General features: G+C 71.2%; 14 protein-coding genes. 4 read left to right on the top strand and 10 right to left on the bottom strand.

Annotated elements, in window-relative coordinates; translation table 11 throughout:
- Nucleotides 1-6: 6 nt before the first annotated feature.
- Nucleotides 7-1338: a Fic family protein gene (locus ACQYVW_RS07420; protein ID WP_434946535.1), complete on the bottom strand. Its 1332-nt coding sequence runs from the start codon at nucleotides 1336-1338 to the stop codon at nucleotides 7-9.
- A 76-nt stretch (nucleotides 1339-1414) separates the two neighbouring features.
- On the bottom strand, nucleotides 1415-2692 hold the full coding sequence (locus ACQYVW_RS07425; protein ID WP_434946536.1) for an acetyl-CoA C-acetyltransferase: 1278 nt from the start codon (nucleotides 2690-2692) through the stop codon (nucleotides 1415-1417).
- 79 nt (nucleotides 2693-2771) lie between these two features.
- Here ACQYVW_RS07425 and ACQYVW_RS07430 point away from each other — a divergent pair, with 79 nt between their 5' ends.
- Entirely contained in the window at nucleotides 2772-3665 is an 894-nt protein-coding gene (locus tag ACQYVW_RS07430) for a hypothetical protein (protein WP_434946537.1), read from the top strand.
- 104 nt (nucleotides 3666-3769) lie between these two features.
- Here ACQYVW_RS07430 and ACQYVW_RS07435 read toward each other — a convergent pair whose 3' ends face one another.
- The 4 genes from ACQYVW_RS07435 to ACQYVW_RS07450 form a co-directional block, all read right to left on the bottom strand.
- A complete protein-coding gene (locus ACQYVW_RS07435) occupies nucleotides 3770-4426 on the bottom strand; it encodes a superoxide dismutase family protein (RefSeq protein ID WP_434946538.1) in 657 nt (218 codons plus the stop codon).
- Between the two features lie 44 nt (nucleotides 4427-4470).
- Nucleotides 4471-5028 (bottom strand): superoxide dismutase family protein, encoded by a 558-nt coding sequence (locus ACQYVW_RS07440; protein WP_434946539.1) that lies wholly within the window; start codon nucleotides 5026-5028, stop codon nucleotides 4471-4473.
- Between the two features lie 62 nt (nucleotides 5029-5090).
- Nucleotides 5091-6500, bottom strand: coding sequence for a nitrogen regulation protein NR(I) (ntrC, locus tag ACQYVW_RS07445; RefSeq protein ID WP_434936066.1), 1410 nt, complete (start codon nucleotides 6498-6500; stop codon nucleotides 5091-5093).
- A 12-nt stretch (nucleotides 6501-6512) separates the two neighbouring features.
- A complete protein-coding gene (locus tag ACQYVW_RS07450) occupies nucleotides 6513-7583 on the bottom strand; it encodes a two-component system sensor histidine kinase NtrB (protein WP_434946540.1) in 1071 nt (356 codons plus the stop codon).
- Nucleotides 7584-7701: 118 nt separating this feature from the next.
- Between ACQYVW_RS07450 and ACQYVW_RS07455 the strand changes: the two genes are divergently transcribed.
- Nucleotides 7702-9441 carry an EAL domain-containing protein gene (locus ACQYVW_RS07455; protein WP_434936069.1) on the top strand — a complete coding sequence of 580 codons (1740 nt, stop codon included), beginning with the start codon at nucleotides 7702-7704 and terminating at the stop codon, nucleotides 9439-9441.
- Here the strand turns inward: ACQYVW_RS07455 and ACQYVW_RS07460 are convergent.
- From ACQYVW_RS07460 to flgA, 4 genes are all read right to left on the bottom strand, one after another.
- Nucleotides 9435-10682, bottom strand: coding sequence for an ATP-binding protein (locus ACQYVW_RS07460; RefSeq protein ID WP_434936071.1), 1248 nt, complete (start codon nucleotides 10680-10682; stop codon nucleotides 9435-9437). The two genes, ACQYVW_RS07455 and ACQYVW_RS07460, sit on opposite strands and share 7 nt — an antisense overlap.
- Nucleotides 10679-11026 carry a flagellar protein FlgN gene (locus ACQYVW_RS07465; RefSeq protein WP_434936073.1) on the bottom strand — a complete coding sequence of 116 codons (348 nt, stop codon included), beginning with the start codon at nucleotides 11024-11026 and terminating at the stop codon, nucleotides 10679-10681. Before ACQYVW_RS07465 ends, ACQYVW_RS07460 begins: the two co-directional genes overlap by 4 nt.
- A gap of 2 nt (nucleotides 11027-11028) precedes the next feature.
- Entirely contained in the window at nucleotides 11029-11334 is a 306-nt protein-coding gene (flgM, locus tag ACQYVW_RS07470) for a flagellar biosynthesis anti-sigma factor FlgM (protein WP_434936074.1), read from the bottom strand.
- Nucleotides 11335-11424: 90 nt separating this feature from the next.
- Nucleotides 11425-12132, bottom strand: a complete 708-nt coding sequence (flgA, locus tag ACQYVW_RS07475; protein ID WP_434946541.1) for a flagellar basal body P-ring formation chaperone FlgA — start codon at nucleotides 12130-12132, stop codon at nucleotides 11425-11427.
- A 614-nt stretch (nucleotides 12133-12746) separates the two neighbouring features.
- On the opposite strand from flgA, the gene ACQYVW_RS07480 reads away from it, so the two are divergent.
- On the top strand, nucleotides 12747-13667 hold the full coding sequence (locus ACQYVW_RS07480) for a chemotaxis protein CheV (RefSeq protein ID WP_434936965.1): 921 nt from the start codon (nucleotides 12747-12749) through the stop codon (nucleotides 13665-13667).
- A gap of 304 nt (nucleotides 13668-13971) precedes the next feature.
- Nucleotides 13972-14334 carry a flagellar basal body rod protein FlgB gene (flgB, locus tag ACQYVW_RS07485; RefSeq protein ID WP_434936596.1) on the top strand — a complete coding sequence of 121 codons (363 nt, stop codon included), beginning with the start codon at nucleotides 13972-13974 and terminating at the stop codon, nucleotides 14332-14334.
- The last annotated feature ends 15 nt before the right edge of the window (nucleotides 14335-14349 follow it).

Here is a 14349-nt window from a genome sequence, read left to right on the forward strand (position 1 = left end):
CGTGGCCTACTCCCGAAGACGTTCAACCAGATTGGTTGCTGGCATAAAAACGAACGCTTTGCCAATCCGCTGACAGGTCATGAGCTTCAGTTCCACCAGCTCGAGCAGGTCCGTTCGTGCCGTCTGATAGCTGACGCCCTGAACCTGCATATGACGATCGATGCGATAGCTCTTGTCCGGGTTCCGAATCGCATCCAGCAGGAGTGCGCGTTGGCGATGGTTGAGCTTAGCGCCAAGTTTTTTGCCCGGCTTCAGCAGGCTTTCCGCCCGCCCTCGCTCCTCGGCCTTGCGTCCCAGCCAGCCGTGCAACTCATCGATTGCCCCGAGGATCACGTCCAAGTGGTGGTCGACGAAATAGCCCAGATCTGCCTGGTCGGTTTCAGTGTAGAGATAGGATCGCAAGTACTGGGCTTTTGCTTTGCGGAACACACTCGAAACCGAAAGGAACTCGGTGAGCCAATAGCCGGAACGAAGCATCGACCAGTAGAAGAGCGTGCGCGCTGTTCTGCCATTCCCATCGCAGAACGGGTGGTCGTAGCCAACTTGGAAATGCAGGGCAATCGCCCGTATGACGGGGTGCAGAAAGCCCTCTTCGTTCTTCCCATTCGCGAAGTCACACAACGCTTGCAACCTGCGAGGCAGTTCGTCGGCATGTGGTGGCACGTGCAGTACACGGCCTTCCTCGTCCTGGACGACGATGTTGTCCTCGGCATTCCGGAACCGGCCCGCCCGGGAATCGTCATCCAAAGTGTCGAATGTCAGAAGCCGGTGTACCTCGAACACCGCTTCCGGCGTAAGCGGCTGATCCCGCCAACGCTTGAGTTCCTGCATCGCCAGGTAGTTGTTGTGAATCATGCGTTCACCATGATCCCGCGGCGCACGCCCGCTCCGAAGCATCTCCTTTGCCACGGCCCGCGTTGTGCCCGCGCCCTCCAACTGCGAGGAGGTCATGGCCTCCTCAATCTGGGATCGGACCAGATAGCGGTGCTTCGAACGCTCGTCAGCCAAGCGGTCCAGCCCCCGCAACGAACCGGACCCTTCCCGCGTGATCGTATGCAGCTTCTCCGCGATCGAATCGGTCAGTGCAATGCGGAAGGGATTGCCCTCCCGGTCAACCAGCGGCAGATCGCGCGCTGCCGTGCTTCTCGCCAGCTTGATGGCCAGCCACCACTCGTCGTGGGTCAGTCGGGCGGGTGGCGTCAGATGCCTCAGGTGGTCCCAGTGCTCATAGATCCCCCTGACCTCCGGGCCGATGCGCAGCCGCAGTAGCCTGCCCAGATCTCCGACATGCGTGTCCAGGAGGGTCGCAAACGGTGGAGGCGAAACCGGGACCTTCATCCTGTCAATTTACTACTAATTTCGACCGAATTAGTAGCAAACGACACAACAAGGACATCCGTTTGTTTACAGGAAATTACCGCTCCAGGATCGCGACCACGCCCATGCCGCCGGCGGTGCAGATCGAGATCAGGGCGCGGCCGCCACCGCGTTCCTTGAGCTGCTTGGCGGCGGTGGCGACGATGCGCGCGCCGGTCGCGGCGAAAGGATGGCCGGCGGCCAGCGAGGAACCCACCGGATTCATCTTCTCCGGATCAATGCGGCCCAGCGGCGCGTCCAGGCCCAGGCGGTTGCGGCAGTAGTCCTCGCTCTCCCAGGCGCGCAGCGTGCACAGCACCTGGGCGGCGAAGGCCTCGTGGATCTCGTAGATGTCGAAGTCCTGCAGGGTCAGGCCGTTGCGCGCCAGCATCTCGGCCACGGCCACGGTCGGCGCCATCAACAGGCCTTCGCCGTGCACGAAGTCGACCGCCGCGACGTGCACGTCGCGGATGTGGCACAGCACCTCGCGGCCATGCGCGGCGGCCCAGGCGTCGCTGGCGAGCAGGCAGGCGGCGGCGCCGTCGGTGAGCGGGGTGGAGTTGGCCGCGGTGAGCGTGCCGCGGCCGGAGGTCCGGTCGAAGGCCGGCTTGAGCGTAGCCAGCTTTTCCAGCGAGGTGTCCGGGCGCAGGATGTTGTCGCGCGAGACGCCGCGGAAGCTCACCACCAGGTCGTCGAAGAAACCGCGCTCGTAGGCGGCGGCCAGCTTGCGGTGGGAGGCCACGGCCAGTTCGTCCTGCGAGTCGCGGGAGATGTTCCACTCCTTGGCCATGTCCTCGCAGTGCTGGCCCATCGACTTGCCGGTGCGCGGCTCGGCCACGCCGGGGAAGTCGGGCTTGAGCTCGCGCAGGCGGAAACCCTTGAACGCGGCCAGCCTGTCCTTCGTCGTCTTCGCGGCATTGGCCGCGAGCAGGCGCCGGCGCAGCGAGCGGCCGTAGACGATCGGCACGTCGGAGGTGGTGTCCGAGCCGCCGCCGATGCCCGATTCGATCTGGCCGGTGGCGATCTTGGTCGCGATCAGGTTGATCGTGTCCAGCGACGTTCCGCAGGCGCGCTGCAGGGTGATGCCCGGGGTCAGCGCGGACAGGCCGGAGGACAGCGCCGCCTCGCGGCCGAGGTTCCAGTCCGAGGAATGCTTGATCACCGCACCCATCGCCACTTCGCCGAGCTGCTGGCCGTGCAGGCCGAACTTCTCGACCAGGGCACCGAGCGTGCGCACCGACATGCCGAGGTTGCCCACGTCCGCATAGGCGGTGTTCTGGCGGCAGAACGGGATGCGGACGCCGCCCAGTACGGCGACGGGACGACCTTGCAGCATCGTGGGACCTCTCCGGAGTGAGGCCCGTCGGCGGCGACGGGCATAATCGCGAGTCTAACGTACCGTGGCGAATGGGCCGATGAACGAACATCACACTGCCGCGCGCCTGCCGGACAACGTCGTGGCCGGCCTGCTGGCGCTGGAACTGGCGCCGGGCAGCGCCATCGGACGGGCGGCGCTGAGCCACGACGAGGGCGCCCGCCTGGCCGCCCTGCTCGGCCGCGATCTCGCCAAGCTGGTCCCCGACGTGCGTCGCCTCGACCTGTGTCTGGCGGCCGCGCACTTCGATCCGGCCGAGGCGCTGCGCCCGGGCTGGCCGCTGCACCGGCGGCTGTCGGAACTGCATGCGCGCGCGCCCGGCGGCGACGTCGGCGTCCCGCGCATCATCGCGTTCGGCGCCGACGCGAAGGGGGAGGTGCCGCAGCCATTGGCGGCCGACCCCGCGCTGCGCGGGGGCAGCCTGCGCGTGTTGCCCTTCCTGCTGCATGGCGATCCGGACCTGGTGCGCGAGGTGGGCGAGGCCTTCGAGGCGCAGTTGCTCGACGCGGGCATGGCCCAGGCGGACACCGCGCTACTGCTGCAGGACGCGTTCGCGGCGCGGGTCGAACACGCGCGCTACCTGACCCTGCACGACCTGGCCGCCATGGTCGCGCTGCAGTACGACCACCTCGGCCTGGCGCCGCTCTGGCCGCTGATCGAGACCGCGCTGCTGTCGCCGCAGCACGAAGCCCTGCTGGACGCCGCGCCGGAACCGCTGCTGCGCTACGCCGATGGCGAAGTGCGGATGGCGATGTTCCCGCCCGCCGCATGGCGCGAGCGCTACCGGCCCGACAGCGACGACGGCGAGCGCCTGCGGCGCATGTTCGGGCATTTCGAGACGCGCCAGCGGCAGCTGGCCGCGGTGCTCGGGGCGCACGGGATCGAGGTGGTGTTCGTGGACGCCGAGGCGTCGGTGGACGGGCGCCTGCTCTAGGCGGCAGGCGCCGCGGTTCGTCACCCCCCGCCCGCTTGCTGCGGGGGACATCCGATGTCGCGCATCGCCCCTCGCACGCGGAGGGGCGATGTAGCCGGCGTGGATTACTCCGCCGCCTCGATCACGCCGCAGGCCAGGCGTGCGCCCGCGTTTCCGGTGGGCTGGGTGGTGTAGTCGTCCGGATCGGCGTGCACGATCACGCCCTTGCCGAGGATGTCGGTCCCGGTCGCATCGCCCAGGGTTACGTTGCGCAGCAGCGTGTCCACCGTGGCCACGCCCGCATCGTTGGCGACGATATTGTCGCTGTCGCCGCCGTGGTGCTCGCCCTGGCCAACGCGGCCGTGCGCGCTCGAGGCCGGGTTGAAGTGGCCGCCGGCGCTGCTCGCGTCGGGCGCACTGCAGTCGCCCGTCTCGTGCACGTGGAAGCCGTGCTCGCTGCCGCCGGGCAGCCCCGTGACCTGGCCGGTCACGCGGATGCCGCCATCGACCGCGGCGAAGTTCAGCGTGCCTGCGGCCGTGTTGCCTTCGGTGGCCCGCAGCTCAGCGGTGGCCGAGACGGCCGCCGGCGCCGGCCCCATGCCCGCCGGCATTGCGCCCGCCGCGGGATCGGCATCGGGCGCGGGGGCGGTGTTGCCGGCCTCGGGCGATGCGGCGGCTGCATCCGCCGCAGGCGTGGCGGCGGCATCCTCGGCCGGCGCCTGCGGCTGGCAGGCGGCAATCATCAGGGCGGCGGGCAACACCAGGAGCCGGGCATGACGCATGGGGACATCTCCTCGAAAACGGGGGCTGGAGCCTAGCCCGTTTTTCATTCGCCCGCAGTGACGACCCCGCAGGCCACGCGCGCGCTGATCGCGCCGGGGGTCGCGCCCAGCACCAGCAGCGAGCGCCCCAGGATGTCGTTGTCTGCGCCGCCGCCGAGGACCGCGCCGCGCACCAGCAGGTCGACGGTCGCCACGCCATCGGGGCCGGCGACGATACGCCCGGGCACGTCGCCGACGGCACCATCCTGGCGCGCACCAGCCAGCGGATCGAAGTAGCGGCCGGCGCTGCGCGCGTCGATCGCGCTGCAGTCGCCACGCTCGTGCACCTGCAGGCCGTGGGCGCCATTGCGGACCAGCCCGCCGACCTGGCCGCGCACGCGCACGCCATCGGCGGCCTGCACCAGCAGCATGCGCCCGCTCACCAGGCTGCCGGAAGCGGCGGCAAGGTTGGCCACGGCCTGCGACACCGTGCCGGCCTCGGCGATCTGCCGCGGCGGCGGCGGCGGCGGACCCGCCACGGGTGGGGGCGATGAGGCGCAGGCGGCCAGCAGCGTGGCGGACGCGGCCAGCAGGACGCCGCGGAAATCGGGGAATCGAGGCATGGAAGCAGGCATGACGCGAACGGGAAGGTGGGAACGGTGGGACCACCCGCGCCGCACAGGGTTCAACTGCGGCGCGGACGGCGGCTGGCGCCGAGTTTGCGCGTCACGGTGTTGCGGCCGAGTCCAAGCCGCGTCGCCGCCTCGGTGCGACGTCCGCCGGTGTGCTCCAGCGCCGCCTCGAGCAGGGCCCGGTCGAAGCGCTCGCGCGCCAGCGCATGCAGGTCGGCCGTGCCTGCCGCCAGCTGCTCGCGGGCCCAGCTGCGGAGCGCGCCGTCCCAGTCGGCGCTGGCGTCGCGGGTGCCCGCCTGCAGCGTGCCCTCCAGGTCGGCGGTGCTGATGGTGTCGGCCGGGGCCAATGCCGCCAGTCGCCAGCACAGGTTTTCCAGTTCGCGTACGTTGCCCGGCCAGTCGTGCGCCAGCAGACGCTCGCTCGCCGCGCGCGAGAAGCGCTTGGGCGCGGCGGCAAAGCGTTCGGCCGCCCCGTGCAGGAAGCGTTCGGCCAGCGCCGGCACGTCGCCGCGACGTTCGCGCAGCGGCGGCAGGCGCAGGCGCACCACATCCAGCCGGTGCAGCAGGTCGGCGCGGAAGCGGCCCTCCTGCACCAGCGTTTCCAGGTCCTGGTGGGTGGCGGCGATCACGCGCACGTCCACGCGGATCAGTTCGCGTCCGCCGACCCGGAAGAACTCGCCCTCGGCCAGCACCCGCAGCAGCCGCGTCTGCAGCGAGGCCGGCATGTCGCCGATCTCGTCCAGGAACAGCGTGCCGCCGTCTGCCTGCTCGAAGCGGCCGATGTGACGACGCGTGGCGCCGGTGAAGGCACCGGCCTCGTGGCCGAACAGTTCGCTTTCCAGCAGTTCGGCCGGGATCGCCGCGGTGTTGAGCGCGACGAAGGGCTGGCGCGCGCGCGGCGACTCGCGATGCAGAGCACGCGCCACCAGTTCCTTGCCGGTGCCGGTCTCGCCGGTGACCAGCACGCTCAGCGGCGCCTGCGCCAGCCGCCCGATCGCGCGGAACAGCTGGCGCATGGCCGGCGAATCGCCGACCAGCACGTCGCCGGCCGGCTCGGGTTCGGGAGCGTCCACGACGCCGGCCTCGGCGCGCTCGCCCAGCACCCGCGCGGCCAGGCCCACCGCCTCGTCGAGATCGAAAGGCTTGGACAGGAATTCGTAGGCGCCGCCGCGGAACGCGCCGGCGGTGCTGGCCACATCGGTATAGGCCGACATCACCACCACCGGCAGGTCCGGATGGGCCTGCTTGATCCTCTCCAGCAGTTTCAGGCCATCCTCGCCCGGCATGCGCACGTCGGTGAACAGCAGTTGCGGCGCCGGCCGCGCGTCGAACGCCGACAGCGCCGCGTCGGCCGAATCGAAGCCGGACACGGCGTAGCCCGCGTCGCTCAATGCGGTGGCCAGCACGAAGCGGACCGAGCGGTCGTCGTCGACGACCCAGACCGAGGCGCTCTCAGCCGCCATGTCGTTGCGATCTCAAGGTACTGCCCCTTCGGTGGCGGAATCGGAAGTGCGGTCGCCGTCGGGAGACAGCGGCAGCAGCAGGGTGAACACGGTATGGCCGGGGCGCGAACGGTAGGCCAGCGAGCCGCGATGTTCGCGCGCCACCTGCTGCGCCATCGCCAGCCCCAGACCGCTGCCGTCGGCGCGGCCGGACACCAGCGGCAGGAAGATCTGCTCGGCCAGCGCTTCGGGCACGCCGCGGCCGTCGTCGACGATCTCCATGCGCAACGCCAGCGGGTGCACCTGCTCGCCGATGCGCACGCCGTACTCGGCGCGGGTGCGCAGGCTGACGTTGGCCGCGCCGGCCTGGATGGCGTTGCGCACCAGGTTCCAGACCGCCTGCACCAGACGGTCCGGGTCGCCGCGCAGCGGCGGCAGGCTGGGGTCGTAGTCGCGCGCCAGGCGCACCGCCCAGCCGGCCTCCTGCTCGGCCAGGCGCACCACCTGCTCCAACACCCCGTGGATGTTGAGCGGCTGGTGCGGACGCGGCGGCGCCGGCGACAGCAGCTGCTCGACCAGTTGGGTCAGCCGCTGCACCTCGGACGCGATCAGGTCGACCAGTTCGCGCGCATCGGCATCCACCGTGCGGCGGCCGAGCAGCTGGGCCGCGCCCTTGAGCCCCGCCAGGGGATTGCGCAGCTCGTGGGCCAGGCCCTTGAGCGCGGCCGACAGCGCCAGCGGCAGCGCACGGGTCGGATCCTCACCGGGAAATTCGTCGACCGGATGCGCCTCGAGCAGGGTGCCGCCGTCCGCCTCGCGGGTGAGCCAGACGTCGGCGAAGCGCGGCTCGCCGCCGAGGAAGGCCAGCGCCACGCGCCGCAGCCGGCGCGGGCCCTCGGCATCGTCCAGCGCCTGCAGCGCGTTGCGCAGGCTGTCGCCCTCGGCTTCCAGCGCGACCAGCGGCTGGTCGGGCAGGCGCTTCTGGCTGACCCCGAGCCAGCGCGCGAACGCCTGGTTGCACAGGACGACCCGGCCATGGCGATCGGCGCGCAGCACCGGCGTCACCAGCGGGTCGAGGGCGGGATCGATGGCGGGGGACGACATTGCACCAATATAGTGCACCTGTCGCCTCCTGCGCGGCGGTTCGCGCCACCAGCCATCTTCCGGGCCAGCGGCGATGGCGCGCAATGAAGCCACGGCCATCACGGGATACCCTTCAGGCATGAACCTCGGCGACCAAGAAGCCAGCGGCGTCCCGCTCGACCCGGTGACCTCGCTCTACCGGCTCGGCGCCGGCGGGCCCAGCCTCACCGCCGCGGTGGCGGGCGCGCGCGCCAGCCGCCGCAGCCTGGCCGTGCTGCACGTCGACATCGACATGCTGCAGCTGATCAACGTCAACATGGGCGAGGCAGTGGGCGACCAGGTGCTGGCGGCCGTGGGCCAGCGCCTGCGCAAGGCGATGCCGCACGGCGCCTCGCTGTGGCGGCTGTCCAGCGACGAGTTCATCGCCTGCCTGGCCTACCGCGAGAACGAGACCAACGGCGAGGCGCTGGCCGACCTGTTCCGCGACGCGATGGAAGCGCCGCTGTCGATCCCGCCCTACACCCTGCCGGTGACGGTCTCGATCGGCATCGCGGTGTTTCCCGAACACGGCAACGACGCCGCCGCGCTGCTCGCCAGCGCCGAACGCGCCCTGCTCGACATCAAGCGCGGAGGCCACAACAACGTCGGCCTGTATTCCGGGGTGGCGGCCAAGACCACGTCCGACGGCGGCTTCGCCGACCGCTTCGTCGAGGCCCTGGACAAGAACGAGATGCGGCTCTACTTCCAGCCGCAGGTGGCCGCCCAGGACGGCGGCCTGGTGGGATTCAGCGCGCTGCTGCGCTGGGATTCCCCACACCACGGCCTGTTGCGGCCGAACCGCTTCCTCGGCCGGGTGGAGCGCGCCGGGCTGTCGAGCCAGCTCGGGCTGTGGGTGATCGACGCGGCGATGCGCCAGCTGGTGGAGTGGCGCGAGCGCGGCCTGGACTACCTGACGCTGTCGGTCTACATCGACAGCATCCTGCTGGCGCGCGCCGACTGCCTGGACGTGATCGGCGAACGCCTGCACCGCCATCAGCTGCGCGGCAACGCGTTCGAGTTCGAACTGCCCGAAAGCGCGCTGGCACTGGACGCGCACCGCATCCACGACACCCTGGGCGGGCTGCGCGCGCTGGGCGCCACCCTCGCGGTGCAGGACTTCGGCATGGGCGGGCTGAGCTTCGCGGCGCTGGCGCAGTATCCGCTCGACCGGCTCAAGATCGGCCGCGGCTTCATCCGCAACGTCGACAGCGACCCGCGCAGCGCGGCGATCGTGCGCGGCATCATCGCCATGGGCCACCGGCTGGGCATGAAGCTCACCGCCAAGGGCGTGGAGACCGAGGCGGAACTGGGCTTCCTGCGCCGCAACCACTGCGACTTCTTCCTCGGCCACCTGTTCAGTCCGGCGCTGCCCGCCGAAGTGCTCGATCCGCTGGTGCAGCGCCGTTTCCTGCTGCCCTCGGCGTTCGCCGCCACCCACCCCGAGCGGACCCTGCTGCTGCTCGACGACGAGGAGAACATGCTGCGCTCGCTGACGCGCCTGTTCCGCCGCGACGGCTACAAGGTGCTCACCGCCAACAGCGTGCGCGAGGCCTTCGACCTGCTGGCCAGCAATACCGTGCAGGTGATCGTGTCCGACCAGCGCATGCCGGACATGAGCGGCACCGAGTTCCTGGCCAAGGTGCGCGAGCTGTATCCGGACACGGTGCGGATGGTGCTGTCGGGCTACACCGACCTGGCCACCATCACCGAGGCGATCAACCGCGGCTCGATCTACCGGTTCCTGACCAAGCCGTGGAACGACGACGAGCTGCGCGGCCACATCGAGGCGGCCTTCCGCTCGCACGAGCGCAACGCCGACAGCGACTACCCCGGCTACTGATCGGCGGCCGCGACCTCGGGCTGCACCACCGGCAGCACCAGCCTGAAGGTGCTGCCCACGCCGACCTGGCTGCTCACCTCGATCCGGCCATGGTGCTTGGAGACGATGCTGTAGGCGATCGCCAGGCCGAGCCCGGTGCCGCGGCCGATCGGCTTGCTGGTGAAGAACGGATCGAAGATCCGCGGCAGCGACTCGGGCGGGATCCCGCAGCCGCTGTCGGCGATGCTGATCCAGGCCTCGCCATCCTCGGCGCCGGTGGCGATGTCGATGGTGCCGCGGTGTTCGATCGCCTGCCCGGCATTGATCAGCAGGCACATCAGCACCTGGTTGATCTCCGAGAGGTGGCATTCCACCAGCGGAAGTTCGCCGTAGTGCTTGTCCACCCGGACCTTGTATTTGAGGTCGTTCCAGACGATGTTGAGGGTGGATTCCAGGCCCTTGTGCAGGTCGGAAGGACGCATCGGCTCGCCGCGGCCGACGTAGGAGAATTCCTTGAGGTCCTGCACGATCTTGGTCACACGCTCGATGCCCTCGCGCGACTCGGCCAGCAGCTTGGGCAGGTCGCCGAGGATGAAGTCGATGTCCAGGCGCTCGCGCTGGGCGCGCACGTCCTCGCGCGCGGTGCCGGGATCGGGCGACTGCAGCGCCTCGTCCTGGCATTCGATGAGCGCGAACAGCGCGCCCATGTATTCCTGCAGCGTGCCCAGGTTGGAGTGCACGTAGCCGATCGGGTTGTTGATCTCGTGCGCCACGCCGGCGGCGAGCAGGCCGATCGAGGCCATCTTCTCCGACTGCAGCAGCTGTTCCTGGGTGCCGGCGAGGCGGTGGTGCGCGGCCTGCAGTTCGTCGTGGCGCTGCTGCAGCTCCGCCTGGCGCGCGTTGCGCAGCGAGACGTCGACGAAGGTGACCAGGTTGAGGTCCACGCCGTCGCCCTGGCCGATGCCGTTGCGCACCACGATCTCGAGGATCACCTCGGCCGGGGTGGCGACCTCGCCGGCCCAGCGGCCGTCGGCGCGCGACTGCGACCAGGCTTCGGCCGGCAGCAGCGCCAGCAGGGCGTCGATGTCCTGTCCGGGCAGGGCCCGCGCCGCCAGCGCGCGCGCCGAGGCATTGATGTTGAGCGGGCGACGGTCGCCGTCCAGCAGGATCACGGCGTTCTCGGTCGTGCGGAACGCCCAGTCGATGTTGCCCGCGGCCGGGGCCGGAGGCTGCTGGTGCCGGTCGTCGTCGTGTGCGCTCATCCCACTCCCAGACAGCGGGCCTGGGGTCGGGCGCCCGGCTGTCCACGCGAATCGTACACGCCGGTGGACTCGACGCGGCCGATGTGGCGCAGCGCCCAGCCCACTTCGCGGCGGCGGCGCGAGAGCAGCACGCCGTTGGCCTGGTTCTGCAGGCGCAGCGCCTCCAGCCGCGCCGCGGCCTCGGCCCCCGGCTGCGCCGACTCGGCGCGCCGCAGCGCATCGAGCTTGGCGGCGGTGGACGCGAGCAGGGCGTCGACGTCGTTGTCCAGCAGGGCCCGGCGTTCGGCGTCGAGGGCGCGTTCGAGCGCCTCGAGCGGATGGTCGGCGGCGAGCGCGGCGTCCATCGTCAGCCGCCCAGCTGGTGCTCGAGGTCGAGCATGCGCGAGGCCACGGCCTGCGCGTCGACGCGATAGCTGCCGTCGGAGATCGCCGCACGCAGGGCGTTCACCCGCGCCACGTCGATGCCGGCCGGACCCGCGCCGAGCTCGCGCTCCAGCGCCTGCAGCCCTTCGGCCTCGCCGGTGAGGCGCACGCTCTCGGTGGCGGCCACGGGCGCGCCGCGCTCCGCGCCTGCGCGCACGGCCGGCAGCGGCCGGCTGGTCGCTTCGGATGGCCGCGCGATGGGGACGCCGCCGTCGATCTTGTGGGTCATGGCCCGCTCCTGGGGATGCCTGGTCGAGCACTGTAACGGCGCGTCCTCCGGGAACTTGAACCCGGTCATGAATTCCGGCGCGGGGCCGGTTCAGGGCAGCAGCTCGACCACCCCCTCGGCCACCAGTCGCCCGCGCAGGACGCGGCGCGAGGAGACGTTTTCCACGCCGATCCGGCCCCCGGCCTGGGCCGGCCCCAGCGCACGCCCGGGCATCCGCACCTCGACCGCGCCGGTGCGCGAGACCAGTACCACCGGGTCGCCGCGGCGCAGCGGGGCCCCCAGCGACAGGTCGTGCTCGGTCGGCACCACCCCCGGGGCCAGCGCCCGACTGGGCACTCGGCCGACCAGGGCGGCAGGATCGGTGAAGGTGGCGCCGGCGGCGTCGCCGATGTCGCGGGTCTGGACGACAAGCTGGTCGGCGGTGATCGGCACGCCGCTGGCCGCCGGCGTGCGCAGCACCACCACCTCGGCCTCGCGGCGCACCCGCACCGGCACGTACAGCCGCCAGCCGGGGCTGTCGGCGCAGCGCACCTGGGCCGTTGTCGGCCCGGTGGCGACCGCCTGCAGCGGCTGGCTGCACCGGGCCAGCCGGAGGGTCGGCGCCAGCACCGCTTCGGCCGATTGGGCATCGCCCGCGCCCAGTGCCGCCACGGCGGCCTCGGCAATGGTGTCGAGCGGCTGCATCGGCCGCGCGGTAACCGCACCCGGCGCCGCGAGCATGACCAGCGACAGCATCAGGAGGATGCGATGACCCCATGCCTTCGCGGGACGCGGCGCGCCAGCTTCGACGACGTGCACGGCTTGCTCCTGTGTAGCGAATCTCCAGGCCCGCTGCTGCAAGCGCCGTGCCCGGACGCGTCTTGCCGACTGACCGGACGCCGGGCTGACGCCAGGCCCCGTCGGCCGGCGGTCGCTTTTCCCTCGGTCAGGGCATCGTGCCCTGACTCGGGCGCGCGCCATCCATGGCGCGCTTGCCGCGACCACCGACCGCCGGGACCTGGCTCGACGATCCGCCGACTCCTGCCTTCGGGCAACGCGAGCAGCATGGGCCACAGCCAGCCGTCGGCTCCGTACCGCCGGACCGCCCTGGCCGCGGCCCCGAAGACACGCACTACGGGCCCTCGAGCCGCAGGGACGCGGGGGGAGGTGGTGCGAGCGGCACATGGATGTGCCGCGGCCGCGAGTGCGGACATGGACGTCTGCCCGAGCGGCGCACCACCTCCCCCCGTGGCCCTGCGGCCCGTCCGAAGGCCGGAGCGCGTCCATCGTGCGTCGGCGCCTGCCGCCCCGAGGGCCGCTGGATCCCCGCATTCGCGGAGATGACGAGGCTTTCGGATGCAGTCGCGCGAATCGCGGGGATCCACGGTCCCGGGACGCTCAAGATCCGCCCAGTGCGGCCGACACCCTGTTCCATGAGCCAGGACCTGCTAGACCGCATCGACCAGCGCACCCGCCTGGCCGGCCATAACCGGCTGGCCCTGCTGCTGTTCCGGCTGGGCAGCCGTCAGCTTTTTGGCGTCAACGTGTTCAAGGTCAAGGAAGTGCTGCAGCGGCCGCCGCTGTTCACCCTGCCGCAGCTGCCCAAGGCCTTCGCCGGCGCCGCCGACGTACGCGGCCGCAGCGTTCCGGTGCTGGACCTGGCCCGCGCGATCAGCCATGGCGACGGCGAGCCGGAGGAGCCCCGCTACCTGGTGGTGACCGAGTTCAACCGCACCGTCCAAGGCTTCCTGGTCGCGGGCGTGGACCGCATCGTCAATATCGCGGTCGAGCACATCCAGCCGCCGCCGGACCTGGGCGGGGACTGCCACTACCTGACCGGCGTCGCCCGCCACCAGGGCGAGCTGATCCAGCTGATCGACGTGGAAAGCGTGCTGGCCGAGTCGGCCCCGCGCGGCAGCGACCTCGGCACCCTCAGCCCGGTCGCCAGCAACGGCGGCCCGCGCCAGGTGCTGGTGGTGGACGACTCGCGCGTGGCGCGCAACCAGATCCGGGTGGTGCTCGAACAGCTCGGCCTGGAGGCGGTGCTGCTGTCGGACGGCCGCCAGGCGCTGGACCATCTGCAGGCGCTGGCCCGCAACGGCGAACCGCCGGGCGAACGCTATGCGATGGTGATCTCCGACATCGAGATGCCGGCGATGGACGGCTACACCCTGACGACGGAAATCCGTCGCGACCCGGCCCTGCGCGGTCTGTTCGTGCTGCTGCACACCTCGCTGTCGGGCGTGTTCAACCAGGCCATGGTCGAGCGCGTGGGCGCGGACGACTTCGTGCCCAAGTACTCCGAGCGGGAACTGGCGCAGCGCGTGAGCGCCCGTATCAGCGCCTTCGGCTAAAGGCCCGCACGGCCCCGCCAGCTCGCCGCTGCCGGCGCGCCACGCCGCCCGGCGGCGGCCGCAAGCCATTGAAGCAGCACGGGTCTTTCCCAAGTGGCGAGCGGCCAGGCCCCGGGCGCCGGCACACCCGGACGGCGCGCGATGCGCCCCTTCCTGCGCGCCTGCCGCTCGCGCGGCCTCCCCAGCCACAGGCGCTGAGCGGCAGCCGCGCGCCGGGTGGTCGACCCGCGCCGCGCGGCCGTGGCCACCGCGTCTGGCACGCCGCTTGCCTGCCTTACCGGGCGTATCCGCCCCAGGAGGGCCCATGTCCGACTTCCTTGGCATCCACGGCACCGCGCTAGCCCTGCGCGAGCAGCGCCTGCAGCTGCTCAGCGCCAACATCGCCAATGCCGACACCCCGGGCTACCAGGCCCAGGACCTGGATTTCAACAGCGCCCTGTCCGCGGCGCTGCATCCGGCCAGCATGGCCGGCGGCGATGCGATCACGGCCGCCAGCGAGGCCGCGCGTTACACCCGGCCCTCGTCGCAGCCCAGCCTGGACGGCAACACCGTCGACGGCGACCGCGAGAACGCCGTGTTCGCCCAGGCCACCCTCGAATACCGCGCCTCGATGTCCTTCGTCGAGTCGAAGGTGCGCGGGATGCTGACCGCGATCACCGGCCAGTGACCGCCATGACCGGAG

It is taken from the genome of Luteimonas campi (assembly GCF_051162505.1).
Classification (GTDB): Bacteria; Pseudomonadota; Gammaproteobacteria; order Xanthomonadales; family Xanthomonadaceae; genus Luteimonas.